The sequence below is a fragment of the Shewanella sp. 125m-7 genome (assembly GCF_052977045.1).
In genome coordinates, this window is sequence record NZ_JBRILQ010000037.1 from 36040 (window position 1) to 52199 (window position 16160).

Below are 16160 nucleotides of genomic sequence, written 5' to 3' on the forward strand. Positions count from 1 at the left end.
CTCGTCGTGATTGCTATCGCCATTGTTCGGACAAAAGATCTGTTGGCAGTGGTCATGTTGACGGGGATTTATGGCTTACTATCTGCAAGCTTCTTTGTTGTTTTAGATGCGGTGGATGTGGCCTTTACCGAAGCCTCTGTCGGCGCGGGTATATCAGGTTTACTGATGCTGGCAGCCATCACCATGACAGGCCGCACCGAAGCACCTAAGCGTCATAAGCCTTTGCTAGCGTTACTTGTGGTTTTTATCACAGGTGGAATGCTAATTTACGGCACCATGGATATGCCTTACTTTGGCAGTTTCGATGCCCCTATTCATCAACATGTCGCACCTCGCTATATTAACGACTCGCTGCAAGAAGTGGGTGTACCTAATATTGTGACCTCGGTGCTGGCGAGCTATCGAGCATTTGACACCTTAGGTGAAGTCGCCGTTATCTTTACCGCTGGCATTGGGGTGTTATCACTATTGTCATTGCCTCTACGCCGTAAATCAAATCGCTTAGATGATAGTAGCTTAGATGAGCCAGAGCAGATGCATGAGCAACATATTGTGCTACGAGTTATTGGCAAGGCATTAATCCCCTTCATTCTATTGTTCGCACTCTATGTACAGTTCCACGGCGACTTTGGCCCTGGAGGTGGATTTCAGGCGGGTGTGATCTTTGCCGCCGCAATCATCCTCTATGCCATGTTATTCGGGCTAGATACTGCAAGACGTGTCTTTGATCAATCGCTTATCCAACTGATTGCAGCTATCGGCCTGTTGCTATACGCCAGCGTTGGCGTGCTCTCGCTGTTTAATGGCGGTAATTTCTTAGATTACAACGTATTAGCAGACGATCCAATTGCAGGCCAACACTTAGGGATCTTGCTGATTGAGCTCGGCGTCGGCTGCACTGTGGCCTCGGTAATGGTCATTATCTTTTTCAACTTTGCAGGCCGCAGAGAAGCACAACAAAACAGTAAGGAGAGATGATGGTACTCGGACTCTATAACTACTGGATCGTGATATTACTGATGATGATTGGTTTTTATATCGTTATCGCTCATGGCAACCTAATCAAAAAGTTAGTTGGCTTAACGATTTTTCAAACCTCAGTTTTTATCTTTTACATCAGTATGGGCAATGTTGATAGTGGTAGCGCACCAATCTTGGCCGAAGGCGTGAGCCGCTACTCCAACCCCCTCCCCCATGTGCTTATTCTCACCGCTATTGTGGTCGGTATTGCTACAACCGCCCTAGGGCTCGCACTGGTCGTTCGGATCAAAGAGTCATACGGCTCGATAGAAGAAGATGAGATCCAAATTCAAGATCAGCTTACTGAGGACAAAACATAGTGTTAGCCCATCTGCCTATTTTACAAGTGATTGTGCCGCTGATGGCAGCACCTTTATGCTGGTTCCTAAACCGCTCCAAACTGGTATGGCTGTTCGCCCTATTGGTCTGCGCTTTTACCTGCCTAAACAGCATGTTTCTGCTACAACAGGTGATGAACTCTGGCACTATTACCTATCAGCTCGGAGGCTGGGACGCACCTTGGGGGATCGAATATCGTATCGATGAACTCAACGCCCTTTTACTGCTGATCATCTCAACGGTTGCCACAATCGTATTGTTTGCAGCACAAACCAGTATTCAAAAAGAACTCCCAGCAGATCGACACACGCTGTTTTATAGCCTTTACCTGCTGTCATTAACGGGAATGTTTGGCATCGTCTCTACAGGAGATGTATTTAATGTATTCGTCTTTCTAGAGATCTCCTCACTGTCAGCCTATGCGCTGATTGCTTTAGGCAAAGATAGGCGTGCCCTTTGGGCAGCCTACCAATATCTGATTATGGGGACTATCGGCGCGACCTTTATTCTGATCGGTATCGGTCTGCTGTACCAGATGACCGGCACGCTGAATATGGAGGATCTCGCCAATCGACTCGCAGAAGTTAACCAAACTCGCACCGTATTTGCCGCATTTGCCTTTTTAATTGTTGGAGTCTGTTTAAAGCTGGCACTATTCCCGCTACACCTGTGGTTGCCTAATGCCTACGCCTATGCCCCTTCAATAGTGACTGCCTTTCTCGCGGCGACGGCAACGAAAGTTGCGGTTTACCTACTGATCCGCTTCACCTATACGATATTTGGCATCGAGTTTTCCTTCACTAGCCTCCCCTTGCAGAACATATTTATGGTTCTCGGGCTGGTGGGTATATTCGCCGCCTCAACAGCGGCGATATATAAAACTAACGTCAAGCATATCTTCGCCTATTCGAGTATCGCTCAAGTTGGCTACATGATTATTGGCTATGCCATCTATACCACCACAGGGCTTATGGCCACCCTGTTACATCTGTTTAATCACGCCTTAATGAAAAGCGCCCTGTTTTTAGCCTTGGGTGCGGTGATGTATCGCATAGGCAGCGTACAACTGAGTCAATTTCAAGGGCTAGGGCGACAAATGCCACTCACAATGGCTGCCATTGTGGTAGCGGGGTTAAGTTTAATTGGCGTGCCACTGACAGTCGGGTTTATCAGCAAATGGTATCTGCTCGTCGCAGCGATTGAAGTGGGAATGTGGCCAGTAGCGGTGTTAGTACTACTTGGTTCACTACTGGCCGTCATTTATATATGGCGCATCGTTGAAGTCGCCTATTTCAAGCCCCCAGTGCCGGGCCGTGAACCAGTGCAGGAAGCCCCTTGGACTTTCCTCGTTCCGATTTGGGTGCTGGTACTGGCCAATATCTATTTTGGCATCGATACCCGCCTTAGTGTGCAAGTGGCACAGGCGGCCTCTCAAAGCTTGTTTGGAATGAACCCATGAATCACTCTTTGGAGCTGTTGTTACAGCTAACCATTATATTGCCAATGCTCGCCACTCTGGCGATCTTAGCAACGGGAAAACACCCCAATCTTCGCGAGGCTGTAACCATAAGCATCAGCCTTGTTGTCATGTATTGTGTGATAAACCTATATCAAGGCCTCAGTGCAGGCGCACTTATTGAGGTGTTTTGGTGGCAGCTTCTGCCAGGCTTAGCTGTAAGCTTTGTGGTTGAGCCCTTAGGCATGCTGTTCGCCCTAATTGCCAGCTTTCTGTGGTTCATTACTACCCTTTATGCCATCGGCTATATGCGCGGCCACGGGGAGGCGAATCAAACCCGATTTTACCTCTGCTTTGCCTTAGCGATAAGCGCAGTAATGGGGCTGGCATTTTCAGCCAACCTGTTCACGCTATTTATCTTCTACGAAGTGTTGACCCTATCCACCTATCCTTTAGTGACCCACGCTGGCACCGAAAAGGCCAAGCAAGGAGGACGAGTATACTTAGGCATTTTACTTGGAACCTCCATCGCCTTTTTCCTACTAGCGATTGTTTTGACTTGGTTTGTGGCTGGCACCTTGGACTTCACACCTGGCGGCGTATTTCACACTGATGTAGATACCAGCTTGCTGGGAGCCATACTGGTACTGTTTATATTTGGTATTGGTAAAGCGGCCATCATGCCGTTCCATCGCTGGCTACCTGCGGCTATGGTCGCGCCAACACCCGTTAGCGCCTTGTTGCATGCCGTTGCGGTGGTCAAGGCTGGGGTCTTTACCATCTTAAAGATCTGCGTGTTTATCTTTGGTATTGAGCTTTTGCCAACTCTACCGACGACCGAATTTCTGCTTTATTTAGCTGCGGCATCGGTATTGCTCGCCTCAATAGTGGCGATGCGTCAGGACAACTTAAAAGCCCGACTCGCCTACTCGACGGTGAGTCAGCTGGGCTATATCACCATAGGCGCACTGCTGGCGAACTCATCAGGGGTTATCGGTAGCTCGATGCACATTGCTACCCATGCTTTTGGCAAGATCACCCTCTTCTTCTGCGCTGGGGCCATTCTGGTGGCAACTCATAAGTCGAAAGTCAGCGAAATGCGCGGCCTTGGCTTTACGATGCCTGTCACTATGGCGGCCTTTTTTATCGCTAGCCTGAGTATTATTGGTGTGCCCCCCGCAGGCGGAACTTGGAGTAAGTGGTACCTGTTGATGGGCACAATGGAAACCGAACATTGGGTCATTATGATGGTGCTAATGATCAGTTCGCTACTCAATATCGCTTATCTGCTACCTATTCCATACCATGCTTTTTTCTCTGGCAAAGATCAGCCATCGGCAAAGGCTGGGATCAAAGAGGCGCCTTTGATGTCATTAATCGCGCTATCTATCACCACCCTAGGTTGCCTCATTTTGTTTCTCTATCCGCAGCCCCTCTATGAATTGGCAAAAACCATCTTAACGGTACCGGGAGTCAGCCATGGACACTAACAACAAAAATAAAAAGCAATATTTGTTTGATAACCCAAAAAACGTCAAACGTATTTTGTATCTTTTGTATGCCTGCTGCGGGCTCGTTGTAGTGCTTGATTTTGTCATCCATCGCCATGTCTATCACAGTTGGGAAAATCTGCCACTCTTCTACCCTATCTATGGCTTTGTTGGCTGTGTCGTCTTGGTGCTCGTTGCACGCTGGATGCGAACGTTTTTGATGCGCCCAGAAGACTATTATGACAATTTTTACGACGATAATCGTGACAGTCACTGTGATGCTCCCAGTGACGATAATAGTGACAATAATAGTGAAAACACATTAGAAAATGCTGCAGATGGACACACCCACAAGGGTAAAAATAATCACACTGAAAACAACAATATAGGTGGTCACAATGTGGATGCTTGAGTTACCGCCCTTTACCCTCTTTTTTATAGGCGGGCTGATTGCTGCCATGACCCGCGGCAAACTGCGCGGTGCAATAATGGTCGCCATTCCTGTTATTAGCGCTATTCACCTGTGGACAGTGCCTGAAGGCATCCACCTGCAGCTGGCGTTTTTAGATTATGAGTTGGTGCCCTACCGCGCGGACAAACTGAGCCTATTGTTTGGCTACGTATTTCATATCGCCGCATTCATCTCAATTATCTACTCGCTTCATGTCAAGGATACCGTCCAGCAGGTGGCTGCGATGCTCTATGCTGGTAGCGCGCTGGGGGCTGTATTTGCCGGCGATCTGCTGACCCTATTTGTATTCTGGGAGCTATTAGCCTTTACCTCGGTATTTTTGATCTGGGCACGTAGAACAACCCGCGCATACCATGCAGGCATGCGCTACCTGATCATTCAGGTTCTATCCGGCGTTATTTTGCTGGTAGGTGCACTCTTTTACGCCGCAGAAACCGGCTCACTGGCCTTTGGCAACATAGGACTAGAAGGGGTCGCAGGTTGGCTGATATTTATCGCCTTTGGTATTAAATGTGCCTTTCCCTTTGCTCATACCTGGCTCACCGATGCCTATCCTGAAGCCACGCCAACGGGTACTGTGCTCCTCAGTGCATTTACCACTAAGGTCGCTGTTTATGCTCTGGCGCGCGCCTACCCGGGCACCGAGCTGTTGATATACATTGGCGCAGCCATGACCTGCTTCCCCATCTTCTTTGCGGTGATTGAAAATGATCTTCGCAGAGTACTGGCCTATAGCTTAATAAACCAAGTGGGCTTTATGGTGGTCGGTATCGGGATCGGTACGGCACTGGCAATCAACGGCGCAATTGCCCACGCCTTCAACGATGTGATCTTTAAAGGTTTACTGTTTATGAGCATGGGGGCAGTGCTGCATATGACTGGCAGGATCAACGGTTCAGATCTGGGCGGCCTGTATAAAACCATGCCCAAAACCACGATACTGTGTATTATCGGCGCCGCTTCTATCTCGGCCTTCCCACTGTTTAGCGGCTTTGTCAGTAAATCTATGGTGATGGCTGCCGCGCTTGAAACCGGTCATGACTGGGTCTGGTTGATGCTACTGTTCGCCTCAGCGGGTGTGTTCCATCATGCTGGGATCAAGATCCCCTACTTTGCATTCTTCGCCCACGACTCTGGGCTACGCGCCAGTGACCCTCCTAGCAATATGTTGTTCGCCATGTTTATTGCGGCCAGCCTATGTATTGCCATCGGTATCTACCCTGCAGCGCTATACTCACTGCTGCCATATGATACGGGTTATAACCCTTACGATGCGACTCACGTATTGGCGCAAACTCAGTTGCTGCTTTTCTCAGCCTTAGCCTTTGTTTGGTTAAACCTCAGAAACATGTATCCGCCAGAGTTACGCTCGACTAACTTGGATGTGGACTGGATCTACAGACGCGCGATTCCTACTGCGCTACACAAACTGTTCGCCGTAATATGGAAGCTAGATGGTCAGTTACGCCAAGCGATTAAAGGCAAACTAAACCAATACCAGTCCCTTATTGCAAACAAACATAAAGGCTTAGGAGGCTTACTCTCAGGCTCATACCCTACAGGGAATATGGTGCTTTGGGTGGGCGTGATCCTGGCGTCTTACCTGTTTATTGGATTTATTGGCTAGGTTCGAGTGAGGATAGAGTCTCATCTAATCTGCTGACGATGACGCTTAGCTATCTGTTTAGTTATCCGTTTAACGATCAACAGTGAATGCAAGCGGCTTGCATAGTGATATGCAAGCGGCTTGCATAGTGATATGCAAGCCGCTTTTTTACGTCGTTTTTTGAATTCGGATAAAAACAAAACCCCCATGATAAATCACGGAGTGTCATCATCGCACACTCTTTATAACAGAGTCAGGCGCGTCTAACCTCACGGCTACAGCAATTGAGAAAGCAGAGTAAAAGGCTGCAAAATAAGCAATTTAGGATGGGATTCTGTGATTGGTTTATCATTTATCAAGTTTAACCTTACCCAAATCAACTACCTGGATGATAGTCCGTCATATTACTCACTGGTACTGGGTAAGAGTAAAGGATATTGAGATGTGTGTTTTCGCTTTATATCAAGAGGGTCCTCAATATTATGATAATGCTTCACCCATGCCTTACGATTGCTCGGGAATTCTGTAGCAAGTGATTTTTTCATTTGTTTCAATACGTTGCCAGCATCGACATCATATATATTATCTTCAAACCCCCGCTCAACAATTTGATATTGCGCATTTTCACCTAAATACAGTAATACACTTCGGTCTTTTTTATAGGTTTTAAACTCAACAGCTTCTTTTGGTTGCATATCATTGAGCCGTCTTTTGATTAAAGGCAACACCTGTGAGTAATTTATCATAACAACAGACCTCAAGAAGAAGAGAATAAAGATAGATTATAGCAAAACGAAATAATGCCATTAATGATGGGTTTCTATCGCTTAGAAAAAAGAAAACATAGCCCCCAATGATAAATCATTAAGTTTCCGTACAGCATACTGTTGCTATATTAATCATCAAGTTAAGACGATTAAGCAGAGGCAACAGATGAAGCAATTATCTAAAATGTTAGCAACGACTGTGAATATGTTTACCCCAGCAACAAAAGCGGTAACCACTATTGCTCTGAGCTTAGTTGTCTCAATCGGTAGCGTTCATGCCTCCCCCAATACTGCTGTAACCGCTAACTTGGTTAAGGCAAAGACCGATGAAAACTTGCTTATCTGCCAATATCAGACAATCTCAGCGAGCCATTTTCAGGTATTTGATAAGGTGTTAGATAATGAGACCGCTTGCCCCACTAATATTCAGGTCGCGCCTCAGGCTATGCTGACCAGTGCCGAAAAAGCCCAGCTCGAACTTAGTCTTAAGTAATAATTTCAAAGCATAAATTGAAACAGTGAACGAATGCATATTATCGATATAAATCAGGACATAGCTCTTGTCATAACGTCCACTACAGAGTTACAGTCAGCCCCAACATAATGATAAGCTTGCGCTGTTTTTCAAGGTCAGTTTCAACAATTAATCCCCTAAGAGAAAGCTAGCATGACGCTTCAAGATGAGTATTATGTTGTTTCAAATGACTACTCCAAAGTCAATTTTGTGGTCAATATGAACGACAGCCGTAGACTGGGGGTGTTAAGAGACCAAGCGATATCAACAACAATACCCGTCAGTTTTGAATGTAAAAACCTTTAAACCTATAGCGGCGAAATTTGATATTTCAGTTAGCACCAAGCTACTGTTTGATATGGACTACGCCAAGCCTTTAGCTGAACTGAATTTATATCAGACCTCTCTAGCACCAGCTAAGATTGTTGATACCGATTACCTTTACCTTCATTGCTACAACATCATTAATATTCTTGATGAGCAGGTAGGCTTTGACTTCGAAGCCCTCAATGCTATTCCCTTAGAAAATAGGCTAGTGTTTACCCCTTCATTTGAGTCAATCATGGTTTTTTTCCATCAGTCTGTTGTTAACGCCATTGAAGCGATTAAGCCCCCTTCATACGCAAAACCAATCAAAGTATCGGATTGGACAATGGCACGAGAAATGTCCTAGGTATAAAACCTGCTCTCAGAGCGATTTATTTGTTTGTCTAGTTAATGATTTATTAAATTAGCGTTTTAAAAATAAACGTTTAAACATACAGCTTATAAAACTTGTTAAGCTAAGTAAGCAGTTTATAAACAGCAGTCTTTCATACAGCCATGAGTAAACATATCACCTCAAGTTTAGTCATAACACGCTAGATTCGCACGCAAAAAAATAAGTCAATTTTCCGACTTAAGTCAATAACTTAACAGAAAGACCACCAACTGACTCTTATTTATTCTATTGAGCTTTAAGCCATTAAAAACTGAGTGTGTTACGGCTGTCTACCTGATATCTTCGCCGAGAATTAGTTTCTTATATTAGCAATTCAGATGGCGACCCATACAGCTAACTTAGTGGTTACCATGGCGCTTATAGGCCACTAACTCTCTAATCAATACCAAAGTGTGCTGGTTATTCTTGGGCTTTAACAATTAAGTGCCATGGATAACGCACACTTTTAATTACTGATGAATTTATCTGTAAAAGATAAATGAATAAAAGAAGAGCTAAATCTTGATAAAAATAAATAAAATAACTATCGCATTGACCAGCGTTATGTTCAGTGGCTACCTGTATGCCGCCGACGCAACGCTAACTTCAGGTGTTGTCACTTTTGTTCCGGGAGAAACAAAAGTTCAAAATGGAGATACCGTTGCTTTTAATGGCGAGTGCTTTATTGCCAAAAACACCCCAGGTGTTTGGGAATCACCAAATGCTGGTTCATGGTTTTGGGATACCACAGTATGTTCGGGCGAACCTGAACCTGAACCTGAGCCTGAGCCTGAACCAGAACCAGAACCAGAACCAGAGCCGGGCGACATTATTGCGTTTATCCCAGGCCAGACCAAGGTTAACAATGGCGATATCGTCTCTTATGCTAACCAGTGCTTTATTGCTAAAAACAATCCAGGCGTATGGGAAACCCCAAGTGCAGACTCGTGGTTTTGGCAGTTAACCGAGTGTTCAGGTGAACCTGGTGAGCCGGAACCAACCGAACTAGCAATTCTATCTCCAGTAGCTGGTCAGGTATTAAAAGCGGAAGCAGCAACAAGCATCCAAGCAAAAGTTGATGGTGAACTAGCTGCAAAAGTTGAGTTTTGGGCTAACAACCAAAAACTGTCTCAAAAAGCCATTAACCCAAGCCAGACGATTTACTCGCAAAGCTGGACACCAACTGAAGCGGGTAGCGCCACAGTTAAGGTATTTGTATTCGATAAAAATAACCAAAAAATCGAACAACAATCTGTTGTGGTAACCGTAAAAGCGGATGCTGAAGAAGACTTTACCGCACCAGTAGTGAGATTCATTGCCCCTAGCAATGGTGCAAACTTTATTGATACTGAGACTGTATCTATTTCTGTTAATGCCACCGATGTTGATGATGATTTAACTAAGCTGGTTATTAAAGCTAATAACGCGCAAATTTGTTCGTTTAATGCCACGAATGCAGCCACCTATGCGTGCAACTGGCAGCCGACTCAAGAAGGCAAGGTAACACTTAAAGCGATTGCCACCGACGCAGAAGGCCTAACTTCAACGGTGAGTGTGAGCATTACTGTCGAAGCTGAAGAAGAGCTTACCGCGCCTATGGTGAAGTTCATTACACCAAGCAATGGTGCAAGCTTTATTGATACTGAGACCGTCTCTATTGCTGTTAATGCCACTGATGCTGATGATGATTTAGCCAAACTGGTTGTTAAAGCCAATAACACACAAATTTGTAGCTTTGATGCCGCTCAAGCAGCAACATTTACCTGTGACTGGCAGCCAATGCAAGTGGGCGGCGTCACTCTAAAAGCTATCGCCACTGATGCTGAAGGGCTTTCTTCAAATGTAAGTGTAAACATCACTATTGAAGAAGACGTTATTGATCCGCCAGTCACACCACCAGGTGGACTATGTGCTGAATTCAATATTTACCCAGACTGGACGCGTGGCGACCATGCAACCGGTGGCGACATTATGGTGCATAACAACATCGCTTACTCAGCGATTTACTGGACTCAAACACTGCCAGGTAGTGATAGCTCATGGGCACTTCACCTAAATTGTGACGGCACTGAGCCGGGCACCGCACCATTATTGTCACTACCAAACCCAATGGATCCTGTTCGTCTTGAAGTGGCTGGTTGGCCAAACACCTTAGTAGTGGCTAGTCCATCGACTACTGCTCCAGTGACATTGACTATCGAAACCAACAACAGTGCAGAACTAGCTGATGTTAACAAGTTAACAGCGGCGTTCGTGTCAATCATGGAACTGGCTGCACAGACAGAGTCTGCATCGATTATCATCAGCAGTGATGTGCTTGATAAAGCCACCCAAGATAAAGCTTTAGTAACAAGCAGCATTGCGGTTCAAGACGCGCTAATCAAGGCGATGGATATCACAGGCAATAGCATTGATCTTGATGACATCAACGCGCTAAGCAACGACCTGAAGGGTTGGGCTCACGCTCACCAGCTGATCATTGCCACTCTAGTGCCACAAGCAACCTATGGCTGGTCTTTAAGTATTGGTGACTTTGCTTTTGATACGCATTCTGGTCGTCAGTCTGTTTGGGATGAAGCATCGGTATTCACAGCCGATCTACTAGATAAGCTTGAGCTATACCAAGCTGACGCTGCAAACAAAGCTGACTTTGTTGCCTTCACTAAATCTAGCTCAACGCAGGCCTTATCAAGTGAGCAATGGCACAATGCGCTAGAGTACGTAAAGCAAGTGACTGACTTTGTTAACACGCCTGCAATGCTGAAAAATATTCCAACAGACCAAGCTGCTAGTTACTTTATGGGTAACAACACCAGCAAGCCGCAAATTCGTAAAGCGGCATTCAGCAACGTATTTGCTATTTTGTTTGACAAAGATTCTGAACAATTGACCAGCAAAATTGAGCATTACCAAGATGCTAAAATGCCATTGTATTATGTTGGTAAATCAACAGAAAATGGCAAGTTAACTATCATTGATGCGTTAAACCGCGAATTGGCAAATGCTGAAGAGTCAATGAACAACACTGCATTCTTGTACGAAACGCCGCAATCACAATGGGTTCCGTCTACCGTTTACAAGTGGGCTGACTTCATGACGGGCTTAAATGCCATGCATAACGTTGGTGTAGCGGGTAACAAGTTCTGGCTACTCGATGAAAATGTTGATGATGCAACCAACATCAAGTATGCAAAAGTGGCGATTGCAGCCTTCTTAGCACAAAGTATGCAAGAAACGATTCGCTACAATGCGTGTGATGAGAATAACTGGGCTGAAATTAAATACGGTGCAGCCACAGATTACCCAATGTCAGCGAGCTGTGGTCAACTTGATCAGAAGTACGCAGATTACGGTGTTAACCCAGACTCTGGTTTAGATCACGCTTACTCTTGTCCTCGTGATGACAAAATGGAAGTCAGTGCACTAACTCATGCTAAATGGTACGGTGCTCCGGCTCCTGTTTTCGCTGCACCAAATGCAGTACTTGAAGAGCGCGGTCTACTTGTTAACGGTAACGTTGGTCGCTGGACGAACAACGGCCACTGTAATGACGTACCTACATCAGTAGATGCTTCTAAACAAGTATGGGAACGTGACGAATGTAAAACTTACGTTGACCAAAAAGCAGGTAAGTTCATCTGGGATGGTAGCAGCCAAGAAGACGTGGAAGGTTGTGGTTGGTGGGGCCGTGGCGTGATTCAAACTACAGGACGCCAAAACTTCGGTACGCTGAACCACTACTTAGGTCGTTCACACATTGACCCAGAAAATATTGGCAAAACCATTGATGGTGTTGTGGTTGAAGCGCCACCAGCGAACCCGTTATATGCAGAGCTAGATTTCTGTTCAAACCCAGGCTTAATTTGTAGCTCTGAAGAGAATAAAGAAATCAAATGGATTGCAGGTCTGTTCTACTGGGTAACCTCAGTACAAGCCTACCCTGACGAAAGCGGTCAATACGGTGGCTGGAACTACCACAACGAACTGAAAAAGTATGTTGAAGGTGGTATGAAAGGCACCGACTTTATTGATGATGTTTCTGGTATCGTTAACCGTGGTTGCCCTGATTTAACCTGTTCAACCGGTGATGTGCATAACGTGAAAGAGCGCCGTGAGAACTTTAAGTTAGTACTAGAGCAGCTAGGTTTGACTCCGCAATAAGCGCTTAACGCGATAACTTTTTTAGCTAAACATAAATAGTTAAAAATAATAGTTAAACATAAAGCCAGTCAGTGCAAACTGACTGGCTTTTATCTGAGTTCAATTCCGAAGTGCGGTACTCGGCTCTATCAAACTAACCATATCAAACTAGCCATATCAAACTAGCCATATCAAACTAGCCATATCAAAAAAGATAGTCACCACACTAAATCATTAACAGCTTCATTTTTAGAGCGTTATACCCCTCTATACGCAACTTGGGCACCGTCTTGGGAAATGACTTTATCCCCTTGGATCACAATACCAAAGCCATGCTCTTCATCCCAAGCACATTCAAAAATCATCCCAACCGCATTTTTGTCAGGGTGATGTAAAACAAACGCAGAGAGTTGCATTATCTTAAAGATATCCCCAGCCTGCATATCGGCTTCGTTCACCTCGCCGACACCGGTTTCGTAAGATTCTGAATCTTCGTCAAACACATCTAGAAACTCAGAGTCTTCAAGCAGCTCTTGATAGTTTTCATTAACATAATCGCAGACCAATGCATAAATACGTTTTTCATTCTCGATGAACCATTGCGTCATGTTATCGGCAATAGCAAGGTCTTCTTTGGTGAGAAATTCAACACTGCCGTAGGCTTTAAAATCATGCCAAGCATTCAGCCCCGTCGTACCTTCATGAAACTCTTCGCCTGCTTTCCACGTGATTTTTGTTGTTTTCATAATAGACTCGTAAAAAGTGAAGATTATATTTGAAGTGGTTTCTCAAGAATGTGCAGCCAAAGCGAAAACAGACACTTTTCTTAAAGAAAACAAAGATAATGGATTCGTGGAGTTCCCTCAGAGTCAGCATTAAGGATAGGTGTCTATGATGACTCTTCCCCACGAATGATACATATAGATACAAGCTGTTATTTTTTAAGTAAAAAACAGAAGTGGATATTGAATTCACTGTTGAAAAACACACCAACTATAGGTTAATCTATCGTCAGCTAAGGAAATGCAGGCAAGACTCAGTTCTCGCAAGAGAAAGTCGAAATGCGATAAGCACAAGACAGAGACACTGCCATCAGGGAAGAAACGTGTATACTCTTTACGGCTCTTATGTCAGCCAAGCAAAGACTATCTCAAGCCTTTGATTTATAACGAACTCCCCTCTATATTCATCACAAAAATGCGATGAAGATGCATATCCCAAAAGATCAGATAAGTTAGATTTAACAGTGCGTTTATATGACTTATTTACAGCTAGAATGGCAATGGATAGCAATGTTATTTAGTGATGTTCTTGATTCAATTTATTACCTTCTAAGTCAACCAAGAGTAAAGTAATGATTATCAAACAATTTTTAGCAAAAGGTGTTCACGGATATATAGATTTTGATATTAGCTTTAATGAAGATTTAAGTTTTGTAGTTGGTCACAATGGATGCGGGAAGACTACTGCATTAAAATTGGTAGTTGCACTTTTAAACCCTAGTATAAAAGACCTCGCATCAATAAGTTTTGATTCATGCTCTATCGAATACGCTCCGAGTAAGGGAAGTAAACCCGTAATAGTAAGAGCTGTAAAGAATAAATTCGCCATTACATTAACGATTGCAAGTACCAAGATTTCTAAGTATGAATTTCAACTAGAAGATGTTCTTGATGAACACTTTGAAGATCCTGATTTGTCAATGGTAATGAGTAAAAATTCAAAACCAATCTTTATTTCATTAGATAGAAAGTTTGCAAATAATAGTTTTGATTATGACCAGCGCGTATTACAAAGCCTGCGGTTCAATGATGAAATGTCTAGGCACTACTTCAGCACTGACAAAGACCCATTGTCCGAAGTGAAAAAGCTTATAAAAAATGAAATAAGAGGTGTAGAAAGAAAAAACATACATGAAAACGAAAGACTTAAAGACAAAATTCTTATTGATGCATTTAAAATTGTAAGTGTTACAAATACTTTTGATTTCGAAGATTTAGATCTAGACGAACTAGATACTAAGCGGAAGTATATAGCTGAAGCACTAGAAAATATGAGTTTAAGGAGTAAAAATCTTAGTGATGTAATACAAGCAACTGACACTTTTTTTTATGAGTTAAGGAAAAACGTTAATGAATTACGAGAAATTAAAGAAGACGAGTTAACACATGAAAACCCAAAATATATGGAAGCAATAACATTTCTATATGTTAACAAACCACAAATAACACGCATAGACAGCTTAGTGAAATTCATTCAACGCTCACAAGAACAGAAGAAAGCTTATTACGATAGTATCAATTCATTTGAAAACATTGTTAACTCATTCTTTAAGCAAACAGGAAAGAAAATATCAATAAGAACTGGACTATTAAAAATACTATATAATGAAAAGGAAATAGAAGCAAAATCGTTATCATCTGGAGAAACACAAATAATAACACTTTTTGCTCATGTTATTTTTAACCGAAAAAGACTTAGTAAAGCTACATTTATAATTGATGAGCCAGAACTTTCTTTGCACTTAGCTTGGCAAGAAATGTTTGTCGAATCACTTAAGGCTGCAAATTCTAACCTACAGATAATATTGGCAACTCATTCCCCTGCAATAATTAATGGTCTCGATGAAAATTGCGTTTTTGTTAATAAAGAGCATGTGGGAGGAAGGTTTTGATTCCCCAGTATAAGAACCATTACAAATCCAGTGTTGGCTTGTTATTTAGACAATTACAAGATATAGAGATATATGTAGAAGATAAGGATAGCGAAGTATTTTACAGAGAGCTATTTGGTCGGTTATTAGAGGGACGAGCGCAGATAAAAAAAGTTATATCACTAGGCTGCAGAAATGAAGTTATAAAAGGAGCGGAAGAACAGGCCAATGATGCACCCAAGGTATTCGTCATAGATGCTGATTTGTTTTGGGTTACCCAACAATTCAATACTAATAACAAAAGGATATACCAGTATCCATTTTATTGCGTTGAAAATTCATTATTTTGCAAATCAGCTGCTATAACTTTAATACAGGAAACTTTAGGAGATAAAAAGAGAGAGCTTATAGAATCTGAACTTGACTGGAACTCTTGGATTCAAAGCATTGAGCCTCATCTAATAGAGTTATTTGTTATTTTCGCAACGGCATTCAAGCTAAACCCTACAATAAAAACTACTAGTAGGGGGTTTGAGGCTATAGTGACGAAAACAAAAAAAGCACCTGTGATTTTTGATATAGAAAAAGTAACTTTAGTGATTTCTGAGATTAAAAATGAACTATTAAAGGATTTCTCTTTAGATGAAATTGAAAAAACAGCAGCTGAAATAGAAAACTGGACTAGAGATAAAGAGCATAATCTAAATATTGTATCAGGGAAAAACTTTTTACTGCCATTGCTTTCTTTTAAATTGAAAGAGCACTGCAATTTGGACTTAACAGTAAAATCACGGAACTATAGATTAGCTAGAAATTGTAATCTAGAACCTTTAGATGGTCTTAGAGTTTTCGTTGAAGATACAATCGAGAAGTTCCATGCTGCTTAATAAAAAACAGGACAGCTAAAAAATAAATGGGGTCAGAGTCTGAGGGATCCCCACGAATTTAATAGCATGCTTGTGGATCCTGAACTAAGCCTTGCAGTGTCTTAATGGCCGTTCGC

The 16160-nt window shown here is 43.2% G+C and carries 13 protein-coding genes; 11 read left to right on the plus strand and 2 right to left on the minus strand.

Annotated features, from left to right (window positions below; translation table 11 throughout):
- Positions 1-6 precede the first annotated feature (6 nt).
- Genes ACVBIL_RS15835 through ACVBIL_RS15860 form a run of 6 tightly spaced genes read left to right on the plus strand, consistent with a single transcriptional unit; the run spans position 7 to position 6404 of the window.
- A complete protein-coding gene (locus ACVBIL_RS15835; RefSeq protein WP_447167927.1) occupies positions 7-978 on the plus strand; it encodes a Na(+)/H(+) antiporter subunit B in 972 nt (323 codons plus the stop codon).
- Positions 978-1340 carry a cation:proton antiporter subunit C gene (locus ACVBIL_RS15840; RefSeq protein ID WP_447167928.1) on the plus strand — a complete coding sequence of 121 codons (363 nt, stop codon included), beginning with the start codon at positions 978-980 and terminating at the stop codon, positions 1338-1340. Before ACVBIL_RS15835 ends, ACVBIL_RS15840 begins: the two co-directional genes overlap by 1 nt.
- A complete protein-coding gene (locus tag ACVBIL_RS15845) occupies positions 1340-2818 on the plus strand; it encodes a monovalent cation/H+ antiporter subunit D family protein (RefSeq protein ID WP_447167929.1) in 1479 nt (492 codons plus the stop codon). Before ACVBIL_RS15840 ends, ACVBIL_RS15845 begins: the two co-directional genes overlap by 1 nt.
- Positions 2815-4305, plus strand: coding sequence for a monovalent cation/H+ antiporter subunit D family protein (locus tag ACVBIL_RS15850; RefSeq protein ID WP_447167930.1), 1491 nt, complete (start codon positions 2815-2817; stop codon positions 4303-4305). The genes ACVBIL_RS15845 and ACVBIL_RS15850 overlap by 4 nt, the downstream gene beginning before the upstream one ends.
- Positions 4295-4717 (plus strand): hypothetical protein, encoded by a 423-nt coding sequence (locus ACVBIL_RS15855; protein ID WP_447167931.1) that lies wholly within the window; start codon positions 4295-4297, stop codon positions 4715-4717. The genes ACVBIL_RS15850 and ACVBIL_RS15855 overlap by 11 nt, the downstream gene beginning before the upstream one ends.
- On the plus strand, positions 4704-6404 hold the full coding sequence (locus tag ACVBIL_RS15860; protein WP_447167932.1) for a Na(+)/H(+) antiporter subunit D: 1701 nt from the start codon (positions 4704-4706) through the stop codon (positions 6402-6404). The genes ACVBIL_RS15855 and ACVBIL_RS15860 overlap by 14 nt, the downstream gene beginning before the upstream one ends.
- A gap of 383 nt (positions 6405-6787) precedes the next feature.
- On the opposite strand, the gene ACVBIL_RS15865 is transcribed toward ACVBIL_RS15860, so the two are convergent.
- Complete coding sequence (locus ACVBIL_RS15865) at positions 6788-7078, minus strand: hypothetical protein (RefSeq protein WP_447167933.1); 291 nt, start codon at positions 7076-7078, stop codon at positions 6788-6790.
- Between the two features lie 238 nt (positions 7079-7316).
- On the opposite strand from ACVBIL_RS15865, the gene ACVBIL_RS15870 reads away from it, so the two are divergent.
- The 3 genes from ACVBIL_RS15870 (at position 7317) to ACVBIL_RS15880 (ending at position 12525) form a co-directional block, all read left to right on the plus strand.
- Entirely contained in the window at positions 7317-7643 is a 327-nt protein-coding gene (locus ACVBIL_RS15870) for a hypothetical protein (RefSeq protein WP_447167934.1), read from the plus strand.
- A 307-nt stretch (positions 7644-7950) separates the two neighbouring features.
- Positions 7951-8337: a hypothetical protein gene (locus ACVBIL_RS15875; RefSeq protein ID WP_447167935.1), complete on the plus strand. Its 387-nt coding sequence runs from the start codon at positions 7951-7953 to the stop codon at positions 8335-8337.
- 549 nt (positions 8338-8886) lie between these two features.
- Positions 8887-12525, plus strand: a complete 3639-nt coding sequence (locus ACVBIL_RS15880; protein WP_447167936.1) for an Ig-like domain-containing protein — start codon at positions 8887-8889, stop codon at positions 12523-12525.
- A 236-nt stretch (positions 12526-12761) separates the two neighbouring features.
- Here ACVBIL_RS15880 and ACVBIL_RS15885 read toward each other — a convergent pair whose 3' ends face one another.
- Positions 12762-13250, minus strand: coding sequence for a DUF6985 domain-containing protein (locus tag ACVBIL_RS15885; RefSeq protein ID WP_447167937.1), 489 nt, complete (start codon positions 13248-13250; stop codon positions 12762-12764).
- Positions 13251-13858: 608 nt separating this feature from the next.
- On the opposite strand from ACVBIL_RS15885, the gene ACVBIL_RS15890 reads away from it, so the two are divergent.
- The gene (locus ACVBIL_RS15890; protein ID WP_447167938.1) at positions 13859-15178 is read left to right on the plus strand and encodes an AAA family ATPase; all 1320 of its coding nucleotides are present in this window, start codon (positions 13859-13861) and stop codon (positions 15176-15178) included.
- On the plus strand, positions 15175-16044 hold the full coding sequence (locus tag ACVBIL_RS15895; protein ID WP_447167939.1) for a DUF4435 domain-containing protein: 870 nt from the start codon (positions 15175-15177) through the stop codon (positions 16042-16044). Before ACVBIL_RS15890 ends, ACVBIL_RS15895 begins: the two co-directional genes overlap by 4 nt.
- Positions 16045-16160 lie beyond the last annotated feature (116 nt).